We start from the raw sequence: 17100 nt of genomic DNA on the forward strand, positions 1-17100 counted from the left end.
AATTGAGTATGTTCCCGTTTGCCAGCTATTAAAATAGTCCAAGAAGAATAAAAGATGTTTCTGAGATGAACGTTATGTCATTCAGAACACGGCACTACTTATAGGCTTTTCAGAATCAGTAGCGCGATCGCTGAATTCACAGACAGCTTTAACTCTAACAGTCTTAAATCGATTACTTTCTTATTGTTTTTGACCTCTCATGCTGAACAATCCCAACGATAAAAAGAGCGTCTGGGTATTGATTGCAATAGATAGCTTTAGCCATCTAAGCTTGTGCACTTAATAGCATCTGAGTGCTTAGCCCATAGTCCGATGACTCGCCGTCTTGTCCTGATGGAACTGACGAGGCTACAGAAAACTTACGGCTTGGAAAACAAGAGATTTATAGCCGTCGCCAGTTCATCCTTTCAACTTCATCCTGCGCCTTTTCCTTTACCGATCAACTACCTCATCAGAACAGAACTCCTGACAAGGTAGATATGGCTCATTACGACATACTTGAATTAAGCAAAAACACCTCGTCCTTCGAAACGACCCATCATTTCATAGTGTTGGAAACCACTCGTAAATGCACCTGCAGCCACAGCGTCTGAGACATCTGGGTTAAGCGCTAGATAACTGCCTTCGTTGTATAGGCTGCTCGGCGGACGATTTTCGATTTGCCCAGATCGAACAAAGTGTTCGAAGCCGTCAGCAAAGCTACCTGCGGCTACCCCTCCAGCCACATCAGGATTAGTCGCCAGATAGAAGCTCTCAGAATAGAGATTCAGCACGGGGCCTCGTCCTTCATCTACGCCAAATTCAACGTAGTGTTCGAAAGGACTGCTAACCGCCCCAGCATTAATGGCATCCGCCACGTCAGGATTATTGTTCAAGTAGTCGGCCTGACTAAAGAAGTTACTGGGGTCTCGTTGCTCTCGGTTGCCGACGAGCAAGAAATGCTGCAAGCCACTGGAGAACGTACCCGCAGCGATCGCCCCTGCAACATCAGGATTACTGCCAACGTAAAACTCCTCGTTGTACAAAATGCTGGGGTCACGACCTTCCGCTAAGCCGAACGAGAGGAAGTGCTGATAGCCGAAGGGTGTTCGACCCGTTTCAACTGAAACAGCCACATCTCGATTTTGGCTAAGGTAGAAATTTTCGTCGAAGAATTGCGCCAGCAGCAAACCGCCCACCTCCTCAGCAGGAGACATGGTAGCCGGATCCTGAGACCGCAAGAACTGTTCAAAATCGAAGAAGGAATCTGGCGTTTCGACGAGTCCAGTAATACTAATAGTCACCGTCGCCGCAGATGAATTGCCTGCATTGTCAACAACGGTGTAGACAAAGCTATCGGTTGCTAGTCCACCTTCTGGCAAACCATCAAATGCACCTGCTGGGTCATAGGTGAAGGTGCCATCCCCATTGCTGATCACACTACCTGCAGTTTGGGAGGTATCGATATCGGCGATCGCCAGCCCCTCCACTTCCGGATTGATGTCGTTCACCAAAACATTTCCGGTAACAAAGGCCGTATCTTCATCGGTAGCAAAGCCTTCACCGCTATCATCGACAGCCGTGGGGCCATCATCAACGCCCGTAACGGCCACAGTTACGCTGCCGGTCGCCACCGCTCCACGAGTATCAGTGATGGCATAGGCGAAGGTTTCGTTGATGGTTTCGTCACCGCGCAATGCACCCCCAATCGGTGTCGGGTCGTACGTCAAGGTGCCATCACCATTGATAAAGACCTGTCCCCGTAGACCTGCGACCCCGACTTCAGTGATTGACAGGGTTTCGTTGAGGTCAAAGTCCGTGTCATTCTCTAAGACATTGAGAACAATCGGTGTAGCCTCGTTGGTCGCGGCCAGATCCTCCACGGCAACAGGTGCATCATTCACACCGTCAACAATGACCGTCACCGTTGCTGTGCTTTCACCGCCATTGCCATCGCTGATGGTGTAAGTAAAGGGTTCGGCCTGTTGTTCACCCGGAGACAAAAACTCCAGGGCACGACTCGGATTGTAGCCAACAGAATTGTCTGCATTTAGCGTCACCGTCGCCCCTGACGCCAGGGTAATCGCGTCACCGACGCCCACTGGCGCGCCATTGAGGGCAATGATGGTCAGCAAATCCCCTTCCTCGTCAATATCATTCAGCGTTAGAACGGGTGTAGTGAGGAAGGTGTCCTCGTCAATGCCGAAGCCGTTGCCAAAGTCATCAACTGCGATGGGTGCATCATTGGTTGCGGTAAAGGTGACGTTGGCTGGAACAGTCACCAAGCCGCCTTCTGGGTCCGTTACCGTGATGTTGAAGCTGGGTGGAACGTTGCTGCCGTCTTGAACAAAAACAACACGCTCATTGTTCAGATCCAGTTGGGTGAACTGGTTAATGGGCGCTTCAGGATTGTCGTCAAAGAAGAAGGTGCCTGCCACCAGCTCGCTGATGGTGTAGGTCAATCCGGCGGGGTCAAGGGTCTCGGCATCTTCAGCCTGGAGGTTGACGGTATCGCCATCATTCAGAACCAGTAGCCCGGTCTCGCCAATCTCAAAGGTGTTGACCGTAACCGCAGGCGGATCGTTGACAGGAATTAAGTTAACGGTTGCGGGTGCCGTTGTGCTGCCACCTTCGGTATCAGTGACGGTGAAGGAAATGACTGGAGGAACTTCGTCGCCATCGTCCTTGAAGACCACGCGGCTGAAGGTAAGGTCAGCTCGCGTGAAGGCGCGATCGCCCTCGGGCAATGTGCTCAATTCCACCCCATTGAGGAAGAACTGTCCACCCTCCAGCGTGGCTAAATCCACAGTGAACTGCAACAGACTCGCTTCGTCCTCAATATCCGTTGCGGCCAAATCCGTCGGCGCTAGAACGGTGAAGTCGCCCTCAATGGGACTGAAGCTGTTGGCTGTGAACGTCGGTGCCGTATTGATCGTCACGAATTCAGGTTCAATCACCTGGGTGACGCTTTCAGGTGCAGGCACACCGTTGTCGGAGAGGGTCAGCGTGATGCTTGGCGGGTTTTTGCTGCCATTATGAGCAAAGGAAACCCGACTGTTGTTGATGTCTTCTTGGGTGAAGAAGCCCGTGATGGCACCATCCAAACGAAATTCGCCGTTGGCGATCGTCGTGACCACAAAACCCAGATTAGCGGCGGCACTCTCATCATCGCTGGCACTGATGATGGTGTTGTCGATGGCAATGACAGCCCCTTCCTCGACGGTGGGAAAGTTAACCACGAAGCTAGGCGGATCGTTGACGATGAAGAAATCCAGGATTCGAACGGTGCTGGGACCAATGGAAATGGCAGGATCCGCTCCAATGGGCTCATCGGTCAGGGTCAGTTCATAGCTGGGTGCGTCGTTCGTGTTGTTATGAACAAAGCTAACCTGGCCATCCAAAACGTTCTGCTGCGTGAAGGTACCGCCAACAATAAGCTCATCGGCCCCTAGGAAGAACTGACCATTTACCAAACTGTTGATGGTGTAGGTGAGTCCGGCTGGCCCAGTCTCTTCATCACTGGAGAATAGGTTATTGCTGTTCAAGACAATGGTGTCGCCTTCTGTCAGCGCTAGGTCATTAGCGATGAACTGCGGTGCATCATTAACGGCTAACAGCGTTGCTGTGTAATTCTCAACGTCTGTTGCCCCTTGTTCGTCTTGAACAGTGAGTGTGTAACTCGGCGCAGTGTTGCTGTCCGTATGACTGAAGACAACCTGTCCGCGATTCACCTCATCCCAGGTAAACGAATCGACGGGAACAGTAGTAGCTGTGGAGTTTGCAAAGAAACCGCCGACAACGTTCGAGACCGTAAACAGGAGGGCCCCCTGCGGCGTTTCGCCCTCTTCGTCAGTTGCGTTGATATTGGCAGTGGTCAGCAGTTGAACGCTTTCCTCGTTGATTTCAAACGCGGGACTGACGATCGCCGGATCAAGCTGTGGAGCGTCATTCGTGGGCGTAAAGAACACTTCCGCAACCGCCGGTCCAGTGCTCTTTGGATCAGCAGCATCATCGTCAAAGGCTTCAGCGGTGTAGGTAGGAGCAAAGTTGCTGCCGTCGTGAGTGAAGGTGACGCGCCCTTCGATCACATCTTGCAGCAGGAAGGAACCTGTAGTGTCTGGCTGCCCTTCACCAAAGATGCCTGTCCCTTCGACAGTGAAGACGCCGTTTTCAATCGTGCTGACTTCAAATCTGAGGTTGGGTGCGATCGTCTCTAGATCGCTGGCACTCAAGTTTGCCGTGCTCAGTTCAAGGGTCTGGCCTTCCTCAATCGTCAATGTATTGGCGACAAAGGTAGGCGCATCGTTGAAGTTAACAAACGTTGGCGTCAGGGTCGTTGTGGCAACGCCCTCAGGGCTGCCATCGCTAACGGCAATTTCGATGACTGGCCCAACTTCGCTGCCGTCGTGAACATAATCCACTAGCCCAGCTTCAATGTCCGCCTGGGTAAAGGTATTGACGGGTGCGCCATCTAATTGGAAGCTACCCACAGTCGCGCTGACCGTGTAAACCAGTGTGGAATCAGGACTTTCCTCATCGGTGGCCGTCAGAACAGCCGTCGTAATCGGGATCGTTTCCCCTTCGCTGACGGTCGCGAGTGCCGCGGTCAGGATGGGCGCATCATTGACTGCCGTAAAGGTAATGACGGCTGGACTCGGTGGCAGCGCAATGATGTCTTTGGTGCCACCGCCGCCATCGTCAATACCACCGTCACTGAGTACGAGGGAATAGGCTGGTGCTGTATTACTGCCGTCTTGCAGGAAGCTGATCGCGCCCTCAATGACCTGCTGCTGGGTAAAACTATCGCCGATCGCGATCGCGGTCCCATTCAGCTCAAACGTACCGCCTGTCAGGCTATCGATAGTGTAAGTCAGCTCCGAATCAGGAGATTCCTGATCTGTGGCGAACAGGTTGGCTGTCGTGAGCACCACCCGCTCCCCTTCACTAATCGTCAGAACGTTAGTTGGAAAGGTAGGCGGATCGTTAACTTCAATCAGAGCTGCTGTATAGTTCTCGGTGTCTGTTCCCCCTTGCTCATCGCCCACAATCAGCGTGTAGCTGGGAGCGGCACTGCCCTGATGGGTAAAGACCACTCGACCTTGATTGACATCCTGCCAGCTAAAGGCGGAGATAGGCACCGTGGTCGCTGAGGCAAAGGCAAAGAAACCATTCTCCACGTTCGTGACGCCGAACTGTAGAGCTTCCTGGGGCGTCTCGCCCAGTTCATCCGTGGCGTTGATGCTGGCCGTAGTCAGTACAACTGTGCCGCCTTCGTTGATCGTAAAGACCGGGCTGACGATCGCCGGATCAAGTTCCGGGTTGTCATTAATCGCGTTGAAGACGATCTCTGCGGGTGCGGGGCCAGCACTCTTTTGATCCACAGCATCGTTGTCAAAGACCTGCACAGTGTAGGTCGGCGCAAAGTTGCTGCCATCGTGGGTAAAGCTTACGCGCCCTTCAATGACGTCTCGCAGCAGGAAGGATCCCGTCGTATCAGGCTGTCCCTCACCGAAGATGCCGGCTCCAGCAACCGTGAAGAAGCCGTTATCGATGTCAGTGAGACTAAATGCGAGGTCAGGCGTTGCCGTTTCTAAATCCTCGGCACTGAGAATTTCTGTCGTCAGCTGAACGGTAGCGCCTTCGTCAATCGTCAACTTATTAGCAACTAAAACTGGAGCATCATTGAGGTTGACAAATGTCGGCGTCAGGACGGCCTCGGCAGTGCCTTCAGGTGTACCGTCATTGACCGAAATTGTGATAGTTGGTCCCGCCTCGCTACCGTCGTGAACGTAGTCCACCAGTCCAGCCGTAATATCGGCCTGGGTGAAGGTATTGGTATCGGCTCCATCGAGCTGGAAGCTACCCACCGTCGTCGTCACGGTGTAAACCAGAGCGGTATCCGGCGTTTCCTCATCCGTAGCAGACAAGACTGCTGCGGAGATGGGCAACGTTTCCCCTTCGCTAATCATGGGAAAGTCCGTAGTCAGGACCGGAATATCATTGATTGCGGTAAAGCCGATGATGGCCTCGCTAGGCGGCAAAGCAATGATGTCTTTAATGCCGCCGGCGCCGTCATCAATGCCGCCATCGGTGAGCACTAAAGAGTAGGCAGGAGGAACCTCAGTCCCGTCCTGAACAAAACTCACCGCACCGTCTACAACCTGCTGCTGAGTGAAGCTGTCGCCGATCGCGATGGGCGCTCCATTCACTTCAAAGGTCCCTGCCACCAAGCTGTCAATGGTGTACGTCAGTTCAGCATCCGAAGATTCTTCGTCGGTTGCCAGCAGATTGGCCGTGGTGAGAAAGACCCGCTCCCCTTCGCTGATCGTCAGGGTATTGGTTGGGAAAGTCGGTGCATCGTTGACCTCGTTGAAGCCAACCACAAAATCCTTCGTGTCGGAACCACCCGCAATATCTGTAACCGTGACGGTATAGCTGGGAGTGGTGCCAACGCCATCGTGGACAAAGACAATCTGCCGGCTATCGACTTGCTCCCATTCAAAGCTTGTGATGGGAACCGTTTTGTCCGTTGTTAAGGCAAAGAAGCCATCCGTGACGTTAGAGACCGTAAAGGTCAAGTCCGTTTGTGGATTATCAACATCGGTGGCATCGATGATGGACCGAGTGATGAGGACGGTGCCGTCTTCGTTGAGGGTGAATGGCGGATCGGAAACTGGATCAGCAATGACGGGGGCATCATTGACCGGAGTGAACACGACCGTGACGTCCTGACTTGCAGCCTGAACCGGCACGCCGTTATCCGTAACGGTGACAGAATAGGACGGTGGTATTTCTGAACCGTCGTGCCTAAAGGCGATCGCACCCAGCAGCACTTCTTCCAGGGTGAAGGTCTCAGTCGTGACGTCAATCGCCGCTCCGTTTCGCAAAAACTCCCCTGCCGCCAAATTACTGATGGAGAAAACCAGATCGTTGGGCAGCGTCTCAATGTCGGTCGCATTCAGCTCAGCCGTGGTAATGGGAATCTCTCCGCCTTCACTGATGGCGATCGTATTCGCCAAGAAGGTCGGCGCATCATTGACCGCAGAGAATCCGGGAACGTAGCTAACTTGACTCTCTAATTCACCGTCACTGACCGTCAGGGTAAAGGTCGGTGGCGTTTCACTACCGTCATGTTCAAACTGAACGGTGCCCTGGTTGATCTGCTGTAGCGTAAAGGTGTTGCCCGGTACACCCGCGACCAAAAACTGCCCAGCAACCAAGTCAAAGACCGTAAATATCAGATCTGCATCATTCGACTCTTCGTCAGTGGCACTGATGTTTTGGGCACGAACCGGGACACGACCCCCTTCAGCGACCGTAAAGGGATCGGCAATGATGATTTCAGGGGCATCGTTGACGGTCGTCAGGGTAACGTTAGCCGGTGCTGATACGGTAGCGGTGCCGTCGGAAACCTCGATTGTAAAGGCGGGGGTGACTTCATCGCCGTTGTCCTGGAACGCCACTACGCCATTCAAAATATCAGCGCGGGTGAATGTATTTTGCTCTACGCCACCGACGGTGAAGGCGTCACCTGCTGACAGTCCTGTAATCGTGAAAGTGATTTGAGAATCGTCCAGCGTATCAATATCGATCGCATCCAAGACGCCAATATCAATTGGCAGCGCTTGCCCTTCCGTAACATTGAACTGATTGGTAATGATCTGCGGCGGGTCGTTCTCTGGTGTAACAGTAACCAGCACTTGCAGGGTGTCCGTACCCGCATTGCCGTCATCCACCTGCACTGTGAACGTATCATCACCGTCATAGTCTAGGTTGGGCGTATAGGTAAACGTCTGTTCGCCTGGTGTTGCACCTGGAGCTAGGGAGACAGCACCGTTACTGGGCGGTCCAATCACGCTCCAAGTTAGGACATCCTGGATGCCGACATCGGTAGCTGTTAAAGTCAGCGTTGTGCTGCTGTCTTCAGGCAGGGTGATTGCTGTCTTGCCATCTGGATCGGGATCAGGATCCAAGATGACGGGCGCAACGTTCTCAACCGTAACCTCTTGGGTGGTAGAAACGCTGGCTCCAGCAGCGTCCGTTGCAGTCACCGTAACTGTGAACGTGCCAGGACCATCGACGTAGGTATGGGTAACGCCGGCAAAAGAAACCGTCGGTGTGGTGGCGTCAATCAGCGCAGCATCGTCAAGGGTTGTGACAGCGCTGCCGTCCCCCCAATCAATGGTGACGGTATGCACGTCATCCAGCAGCGGATCAGCAGAATTATCAGCATCGAAGAAGCTGCCGTCCAAAGTGATTGTGCTACCTTCTACGATCGCCCCCGTCGGCGTCAATGTTGTGGTCAGGTTGGTCGGTTCATCGTTCACCGGATTCACGCCAACGACAATAGTTGAAGTACTGACATCAACACCGTCAGACACTTGAATCGTGAACTTATCCAGGCCGTTCTGATTGGGAGCCGCCGTGTAAGTAACTGTTTGCTCAGCCCCCGTAGAGTTTTCAGAAAGCGTTGCCACGCCTAACTCGTCTCCACCAGCTCCATCAGTGCCGTTGTCGATAATCTGCCAGGTGAAGTTGGTATCGGCAGGATCGCTGGCCGTGAAGGTAATTGTGGCAGTGCCGTCTTCATCAACCGACAGGGAACCATCCGGTCCCGGAATAATCGTCGGCGCAATATTGTTAATCGTGATGCCCGTCGTGCCATTGGCAACGGCACCAGAGCCGTCCACCACCGTAACCAAAATGCCTGTCGCCGTGTCGTCAAAATATTGATGATCAACCGCGAAAGAATATCGGCCTGAAACCGCATTGAAGGTTAGGTTTTCGTTAGTCAATACGGCTGGCTCACTGCCATCGCCCCAATCAATAGTGACCGTGAATGTATCGTCAGCATCTGGATCCGCGAAGTTGCCGCTCAGCGTCAGAATTTCTCCCTCGTTGATCGCCGCTGGAGTCGGTACTAGCGTTAGTCCCTCTGGCGCGTCTGGTTGCGCTTCAACATTGACGTTGACAGTGACGGTATCGACACCACCATCATCATCTTGGACTTGAATCTGAAACGAGTCCGTGCCGCTGAAATTGTCGCTGGGGTCGTAGGTAAAAAGACGATTGCGGTCCCTAGCATTGGCGGGTGCAGCAGGTGGATTCGGTGTTAAGGTGCCGCTAGCAGGTGCACTGACCACCGTGTAGGTCAATACGTCTAAAGTAGACGGATCAGTCGCCTTGAGCTGAAACGCAACCTCAGCATCCTCAACGATATCCAGAGTCAGCGTATCGCCATTAATGATGGTTGGCGCAACATTGTTGACTGTAATGGCACGAGTATCCGCAACCGTGTTAACGCCGTCGCTAATACTGACGGAAATGTTGAAATCGCCGTTGTCTCGATAGAGGTGATTGAGGGCAAAACTGGTGTTTCCCGAAGCATCAATCGCAAGACCATCACTGCTGATTACCGTTTGATTGGTCATATCACCCCAATCCACGGTGATAATTTGAGTGTCCTCAGCATCCGGGTCAGAGAACAAACCCGACAGTGTGATTAGCGCCCCCTCGTCGACGCTGGCAGGACTACTTAGGCCAATCAGGACTGGCGTGTCTTGAGCATCCAACACGTCCACAAAGACGGATTCGGTATCTGAAAAGCTGCCGTCATCCGCTTTAACGCCCAAGCTGTAGAAAGAGTCAAACACCTCAAAGTCGAGGTCACCAGCATCCTGCACTGATAGCTGACCAGCAGCATCAATCGCAAAGGCCACCGTACCATCGCCATCGTTATCGGGGTTGCCGCTCACGATAGACCAGGTCACGGGCTTACTGACAGCGATTGGGGTGCCAACGAGAGCGCCATCGGTCGCATCCTCACCGATCTGAAAGGTTTGGCCAGGCGTAATGACAGGCGGCACATTTAGCGTTAACTGAATGGGGCCTTGGGCTTCCCGGACACCATCTACGGCAAAGAAATAAGTCGTTCCAGCACTGGCCGTAAAGGTATAACTGCCGCTGCTCCCCCCTGGAGACACCTGATTGGTTACGGAGGACAGATTGCTGATGGCCGTTCCCGTATACACGGCAACGACTGCATTGATGCCGCTCCCTGCTGTAGTTGCGTTGATGAGACCCGATACTGGGGCTGTCCAACGCCACCAGATGGAGTCGTTCAAAGACGCTTGAAATTCGGGAGACAGATCACTAATAGAGGAATCGTGAAACGGTTCACCAGCTTCGGAATCAGCACCTGTCGTGTCATCGGTATCAACGACACGACCATCCACTAGGACCAACTCAGGCGCATCAACAAAATTATTACTGCCTGCCAAAACTCCGGGGTAGGCCGCGATCGCCTCCGCAGTCAACAGAGCAGTGTTGCGGGGCTGACCCACAGCGGCGTCTAGCGTCCAGGAACCGCCCTTGCTAGCGTGACCGACCCGTCGAGAAGACGCCGCGATGTTGGCCCCAGTGAGCGATCGCAAAGCTGCCAAAAATTCTGCACCCGCATCTCCCGCAGCAACGTTGCAGCCATAGAGGCGCAAATCAACCAACCGCCCCTGGGATGCCCATTGATGCAGCACAGAACGATAAAGCGGCAGTGTTTCTAGGTTTAGGCGAGCGTTTCCTAAAATCAGCTCACCCGACGAGCCGTGAGCAACAATGCAAACCTCAGAAACATCGGACCGCGCCTCAACCACCGCAGCTATTTGCTCAACACCGTCCTTAGCCGGAGACAAAATCAAGACTTCAGCGTTGAAAGCAATCCCCGCTGCTAGCTGCAATGGAGCCTCAACACCTGCATCAACAAAAACGATGGACTTCGTTCTAATCGCCATGGTCCGCATCCCAAAAAAAATTCTATACGCTGCGTTTTAAGGTCACTGCATTTACTCAACCGCCTGCTGATAAACAGCGGTCAAGACATTGCCGAAATCCTAATAAAAGACTTCCCGAGAAACACACAAAAAACACCGAATACCAAACACCAAGAAAAAAGGTTTCTAAAGCACCTTTTTCCTATACATAAATGCAAAAACACCAGCCCCATTGTTCCACTTGAGTGGGGCAAAGAAGAATAGCTAACCTTCCCTACAGTTGCAAAAAACACGACGTCAGGCTGCCTGTTTCAACTCGCAAAAACCAAACAAATCAACCCAAGCAAACAACTGTCTCAGCTAAAACTTCATTCTTTAACTCAGCAGAAGGCGATTAAGTTTTTATTAGACAAGCTCTCTAAATATTGCCGCGATCGCTCTCATGGCAAGCTTCACAGAGATCATTGCCATCATTCAAACCAACATCTTCTCCTTACATTCAAGAGGTCAGGGGGTTAGCTCAATCCGGACGATGATAATGATACCCAGAATGTCATTTAAAGCACGCATTTAGGCATTATTTTTTTAGCGTTTTTTCCTGCCTGCACCAAAAACGGCCTGCCTTATCTAGCGTTTTTAGTAATCTCTTTAGAATTAGAGACACCGAGATCAATCGACACCAGCAAGCTGGATTCAAAAATGAGGCATACAATCATAAATGCTAAAAATAGACCTACTGGAACTTTTTAGTAAAATGTTACATTCCTAAAACATCTACGTGGATCCGCATAAAACGGCCAATGCTGAGGATTGCAGAATATTGCAAACGCTTGCTTTATAAAGACCTTTAGTACTCAGATTTGATCATGCTCTTAACGGATTTGTCTTAACGCAGAAGAACACTAAAACGGAATTATTACCTGCGATCTTAGCGACCTGCTTTTTCGCTTTGACTGGTACCGCTACGCGGAATTCAAAATGCAAAATACTCGACTCTTCGAGAACGTCAAAGGCGAACAAGAAGAGCAAAGCTCTGCGGAATTCAAAAAGGCGGATCAGCCTTCCCAATGTTTTGTAGGGTGAACCTATTGCTGTCTTAGCGTACTGGCTATGACTCATCGAGGCGATCGCTCAGCACCATCTCTGCAATTTTAAGGTCTTCTGGAGTCGTCACCTTGAAATTGGTTTCTTCCCCTAGAACAATCTTGACCGGAAGACCACATCTCTCGAATAGGGCAGCATCGTCTGTGACCGTCCATCCTGAAGCAATACCTTGGGCATGGGCCGCCTTGAGCTGCTCGACCTGAAAACCCTGGGGGGTTTGTGCCGCCCAGAGCGTACTTCGATCAGGTGTATTTTGCACCGTTGCTGTGTCATCCACCACTTTGATGGTGTCTTTCACAGGGACCGCAGCCACAAAACCCAAACAAGACTGAAGCGCTTCAGCACAACGGTCAAACAGCGTTGGGGTTGCTAAACACCGTGCTCCATCGTGAATTAGAACTTGGTCTGCATCGGTCGGTAGCGCTTGCAAGCCATTGTAGACAGATTCTTGTCGCGTGCTGCCTCCTTGGATTAGCTGTATGGGTGTTGTCAACGCTAAATCTTGCAGGATAGTTTTGATATCTGGCTCATCGACAGACTGACAGATTATGCCAATCCAAGTCATTTGCTGACTAGCCTCAGCCGCCTGCAGTGTCCATGCTAGAAGGGGCTCATTTTTTAGCCTCAGCAGTAGCTTGTTGCGATCGCTGCCCATGCGACGCCCCACACCCGCAGCGGGAATCAGCAAATGCACCAGTCTATTCCTTCAATAATGGTCGGCTTCATTACAGTACCGTGAATGGGGAATGAGGAGCAGCAAAGCCGGAGAGCTGAGCTAGGAAACTGGAACGTATTGTTGGAAGGCAAGATTAATAATTGGTAGTTTTGTGGGTAACAACGCTTTCTTAGGAGCCACGTTCCTCTAAAATGTGGGACGGACTAGCAGGACTGAAGGCTATGCATATACTGGCTCTCGTTCCCGGTGGAATTAGCGAACAGCTTCTTTTTTTTCCAACGCTTGAGCATCTCAAGCGGACGTTTCCGAATGCAGAAATTTCAGTAGTCGTAGAGCCATCAGCAGCAGCGGCATACCGAGTTTCCAAGGTTGTTCAGGCAACGATTCCTTACACATTTCAAAAAAACAACAGTCCTGCAGATTGGGCCAATCTGTTGGGCATTATGCGCGATCGCGAATATGACGTTGTCATCACGGCCACAACTGACTGGGCAACTGCACTGTTGCTCTGGCTCAGTGGGGTTCCTAACCGCATTGGCTATCAAAGTGGTGCCAACACGCTTTTCTTAACGACGACAGTCCCTCTAAAAACCGAGCAGTATGTAGCTTTTCAATATCACGATCTGATCATTCCCTTGGAAGTAGTCGGTCCCTGTCCTGATCCAACCATCAACGTACCTCAGGGGGATATTGATTGGGTCAATAACCAAATTCAGTCTCAGGGAATTGATGAGCAGGGGTATGTCTTAATCTATCCAGGGTTAGCTGAGGGGGCTAAGGATGATCGTTATCCTGTGGAAAACTGGATCTCTATTACTCAAGACTTTCAGAAGCGCCAGCCGGGTCTACCTCTAGTTCTCTTGCAGCAGCCAGAGACTGCTGACACGGTTAAACTGATTACACAGTCAGCGCCTAACCTAACTGTTATCCGCCCTGATAACCTGGGACAAACTGCTGCTTTAGTAGCAGGGGCAAACCTAGTTTTAGCAACGGATAGCTATGTTTCAGAGCTAGGTGTTGCTCTCAGCGTATTTACCCTGGTGCTATTTGGTCAAAACAGCCCTGAGCGTCGTTTGCCCCCTGTTGATACTAGTGAACAAAGATTTCTGGGTGTGGAATCAGGTGGAAAAGACCTGGCTGACATTCCTGTCGAAACGGTCTTGAAGAAGGTCTGGGGAGAAGGGTAGGAGACGGCGCGATCGCTTACTCTGTCGATATTTTCCTAAGGAGCCGAAACCGTGGAGAAAATCAAAGGTCAAGCCAACAAGGTGGGTGAACTGTTGTTCGCCGCCGACACTGGTGCTACTTACAAAAAAGCAGTCGTTCTTACGTGGGATATTCTACGAGAAACTGGGGTGCTGCTGTGGTTAATCATCTGCTTGGTCTTTGTCGCTGGGGAATGGTTCTGGAAAAGCTCCATCAACCTCGGGCAGAGGACAAGAGACTGGTATGAGGGTCTCCAGCAACCTGACGATACTGAGACAGAACCTAAGACAATCGCTAATATGAGCAAGTCGGCGGCTGATTCACTGGCCTCAGGAACTGAGACTTTGCTCTATCGGGCCAAACAGCAGTTAGGCATTCAGGCTGAGCCACCCGCACCCAAACTGCCTAAGCCTAAGCCCTCTATTTCTCAGCCAACGGTAGAGAGTTCGCCTAGTCAATCTGAACCAACAGTTAAAAGTTCACCTAGCAGTCCAACCCCTCCGTCGGAGCCACCCGAAGTCGGCGAACCGCCTGTGCAGCCAACACCTCCCAATGTCGTAGCTAAATACAACAGCCCTGAAGAAACTGAAGCTCCAGGCACTAAAACAGCATTAGCCGCCGCTGCAAATCAGTCCCAGAAAATCGATGAATCTGACGAAGCGGTACCTGAAAACGATGAATAATAGACGTTCTGTGTCATAGTGCGTTGAGGCTAACATCGCGAGCCGTGTAGATTGGTGTTGAAAAAGGTTTTGCCTTTTCATGGAGTTAACCAACGCTGATAGTCGTTGTATCGGGCGTCCTTAGCCTCAGCCCAGTCTACAGCTTTAGCGTGGTTGATCCATTGTGGAGTCTAATGTCCCTTTCGCCACAGAACGGTCATAGTCGCCGAAACGGCTATAGCGGGACACTTTCGTCTTCCAGTCCTGCTGTTGCGCTCAGCGAGATTTCGCGAGTCTACGGTAGTGGAGAGGCGATGGTGCGGGCGTGCGATCGCATTAGCCTAAACATTCATCCTGGCGAATATTGCGCCATTATGGGCGAGTCGGGTTCTGGCAAAACCACCCTGATGAATATCATCGGCTGTCTCGATCAGCCCACCAATGGACGCTATTGGCTAGATGGCGTTGACGTTTCTCGCTTGGGTAAAAATCAACTAGCTCGAATTCGTAATCAGAAAATTGGGTTTGTTTTCCAGCGATACGAACTCCTGAATAATCTGAGTGCGCTAGAAAACGTCATGCTGCCAATGATGTATATGGGTATCGATCGCAAACAACGACGTCGTTTAGCCGCTGCCGCTCTCCGACGTATGGGACTCGGGCAACGACTGGACAAACGCCCCACCCAGCTTTCTGGAGGACAACAACAGCGTGTTGCAATCGCTCGGGCGATCGTCAACCGTCCCCTCTTGCTCCTTGCTGATGAGCCAACAGGCGCCTTGGATACCCACTCTGCTGAAGCCGTGATGGCTATCTTCAGCGAACTTCACAAGAGCGGTATCACCATCATCATGGTCACCCACTCCCACGACGTAGCCGGTCACAGCAAACGTATCATTCAGGTCAGCGACGGCCGAATTTTGGGCGATAGCACGTCAACGATAGGACGGTAGAGGCTAATTATAGCCGTCGACAGTTCCGTTAGGACAAGACGACGAGCCATCGGGCTATGGGCTAAGCACTCGGATACGACTCGGACACTGTTAGGTGCACAAGCTCAGATGGCTAAGGCTGTGTATCCTATAGCGGCATGCAGATGTACTTAGCCGCACGGGGCTATATTTCGCATTGAGTGGATTAGACGCCGAAAAGCAACCATCTCCTACGTCCAACCCCCCTCCGGTTGACGAATAAAACCGGCCTCAGCAGAATGAAAAAGGTTCAGGTATAGCCGTCGCCAGCTTTGTTAGGACAAGACGGCGGGCCATCGGGCTGTCCGCTAAGCACCCGGATGCAACTGGGTGCATTAGCCTAGATGGCCAAAGCTATAAGACACTTGACTAGGACACTACTGTGGAACCAACCACGCCTGAGGACTTTCAGTCTGCATCTTCTGCCCCCTTTAAAGACTCTGATGTTGATATCGCTGAACCGTTAGAAGCCCCTATTCGTAAAGAACAGACAGGGCTGCGGTGGATTATCGGCTCTGGTCTCGTCACGCTTTTGGGCATAGGGGGTTGGCTAGGATATCGAACCTTTTTGCAAACGCCGCCTGAATCGATCGCGGTCGTTATGGCCCCGGTCAATCGCCAAGATTTGGAAGTCAGTATTACCGAAGCGGGCATTGTGGAACTGGGCGGACAACAGACCTTCAAAGCTCCCAGTGATGTAACCGTTCAGGAAGTCTTAGTCGAAGAGCGGGAACGGGTTAGTCAGGGACAGGTCTTGCTAGAGCTGCGCGATCGCAGGCTTCAGCAGCAGCTTGATGATCAGCTCGTGCAGAACCAAATCAATCAGCTGGATCTTCAACGCCAACAGGAAGTTTTGCAGGAACGGTTAACACGGCTCACAGATGCCGAGAGTCGCTTGCAGGACTCGGCAGAACTGTTAGAGCAGGGGTATATTTCTGAAGATGACTTTCGCATAGACAGGCGATCGCTCGAAGAGGCTCAATCGGAGGTCAGGAATGCCGAAGTTGAAGTCACTAAAGCGGAATTACGGGTACGCCAGGACGACATCAACACCGCTAACTTGCAGGTACAGCTGGAAGATAATCAAATTGTTGCGCCGATCGATGCGATCGTCCTCAAGGTGGACGTTAAACCTGGAGACGGTGTGCAGCGTGAAGGGCGTCTGTTGAGCATTGGTGATCCGACACAAGAAACGATTCGCCTGCAAATGACAACGCTTAATGCGGCTAACGTGGGCATTGGGATGCCGGTGAGAGTGAGCGTGATTGGCCCCAACCCAGACATTTTCGAAGGGCGGATTCAGCGAGTTTCTCCCCAAGCTGTTACCGATCAGAACAATTCTGAGCAGTCCACGGTTGAAGCCGAAGCGGTTTTGAACGAACCCAGCAATTCACTCATTCCAGGCAGCGCCGTCAGCGTCGATGTGGTTCTGGAGGAGCGACAAAATGTACTGGTGATTCCTGTAACGGCCCTACAGCGAGATGCTGGCAATCCTTATGTCTGGGTCAAAGATGCTGAAGGACTGGCCCAACAGCGGGAAGTTACGGTCGGGCTAGAGACCTTAGAAACTATTGAGATTCTGTCGGGCCTGCAGGAAGGGGATGAAATCGTCGTTGCAGTTCCGCCAGAGACCGACCTCGTGCCGGGCAGCCCGCTGACACCACCTGAAACCAACGCGCCCTCAGAACGCGAAGCAGAAACGTCCTCTGGCCAGCAGAACTCAGGAGGAAACTGAA

General features: G+C 51.9%; 6 protein-coding genes. 4 read left to right on the forward strand and 2 right to left on the reverse strand.

Annotation, left to right across the window (positions count from 1 at the left end; genetic code table 11):
- Positions 1–503: 503 nt before the first annotated feature.
- Positions 504–10766 (reverse strand): cadherin-like domain-containing protein, encoded by a 10263-nt coding sequence (locus PN498_RS19955; protein ID WP_272065070.1) that lies wholly within the window; start codon positions 10764–10766, stop codon positions 504–506.
- Positions 10767–11853: 1087 nt separating this feature from the next.
- Positions 11854–12543, reverse strand: coding sequence for a 2-C-methyl-D-erythritol 4-phosphate cytidylyltransferase (ispD, locus tag PN498_RS19960; protein WP_272065071.1), 690 nt, complete (start codon positions 12541–12543; stop codon positions 11854–11856).
- A gap of 203 nt (positions 12544–12746) precedes the next feature.
- On the opposite strand from ispD, the gene PN498_RS19965 reads away from it, so the two are divergent.
- The 4 genes from PN498_RS19965 to PN498_RS19980 all read left to right on the forward strand — a co-directional run bounded on the left by PN498_RS19965 (position 12747) and on the right by PN498_RS19980 (position 17099).
- Positions 12747–13712, forward strand: coding sequence for a glycosyltransferase family 9 protein (locus PN498_RS19965; RefSeq protein ID WP_272065072.1), 966 nt, complete (start codon positions 12747–12749; stop codon positions 13710–13712).
- Between the two features lie 51 nt (positions 13713–13763).
- Positions 13764–14414, forward strand: coding sequence for a hypothetical protein (locus tag PN498_RS19970; protein WP_272065074.1), 651 nt, complete (start codon positions 13764–13766; stop codon positions 14412–14414).
- 173 nt (positions 14415–14587) lie between these two features.
- Positions 14588–15346, forward strand: a complete 759-nt coding sequence (locus tag PN498_RS19975; protein ID WP_272065075.1) for an ABC transporter ATP-binding protein — start codon at positions 14588–14590, stop codon at positions 15344–15346.
- Positions 15347–15746: 400 nt separating this feature from the next.
- Complete coding sequence (locus tag PN498_RS19980) at positions 15747–17099, forward strand: efflux RND transporter periplasmic adaptor subunit (protein WP_272065077.1); 1353 nt, start codon at positions 15747–15749, stop codon at positions 17097–17099.
- Position 17100 lies beyond the last annotated feature (1 nt).

This window comes from Oscillatoria sp. CS-180 (assembly GCF_028330965.1).
Taxonomy (GTDB): domain Bacteria; phylum Cyanobacteriota; class Cyanobacteriia; order Phormidesmidales; family Phormidesmidaceae; genus Halomicronema.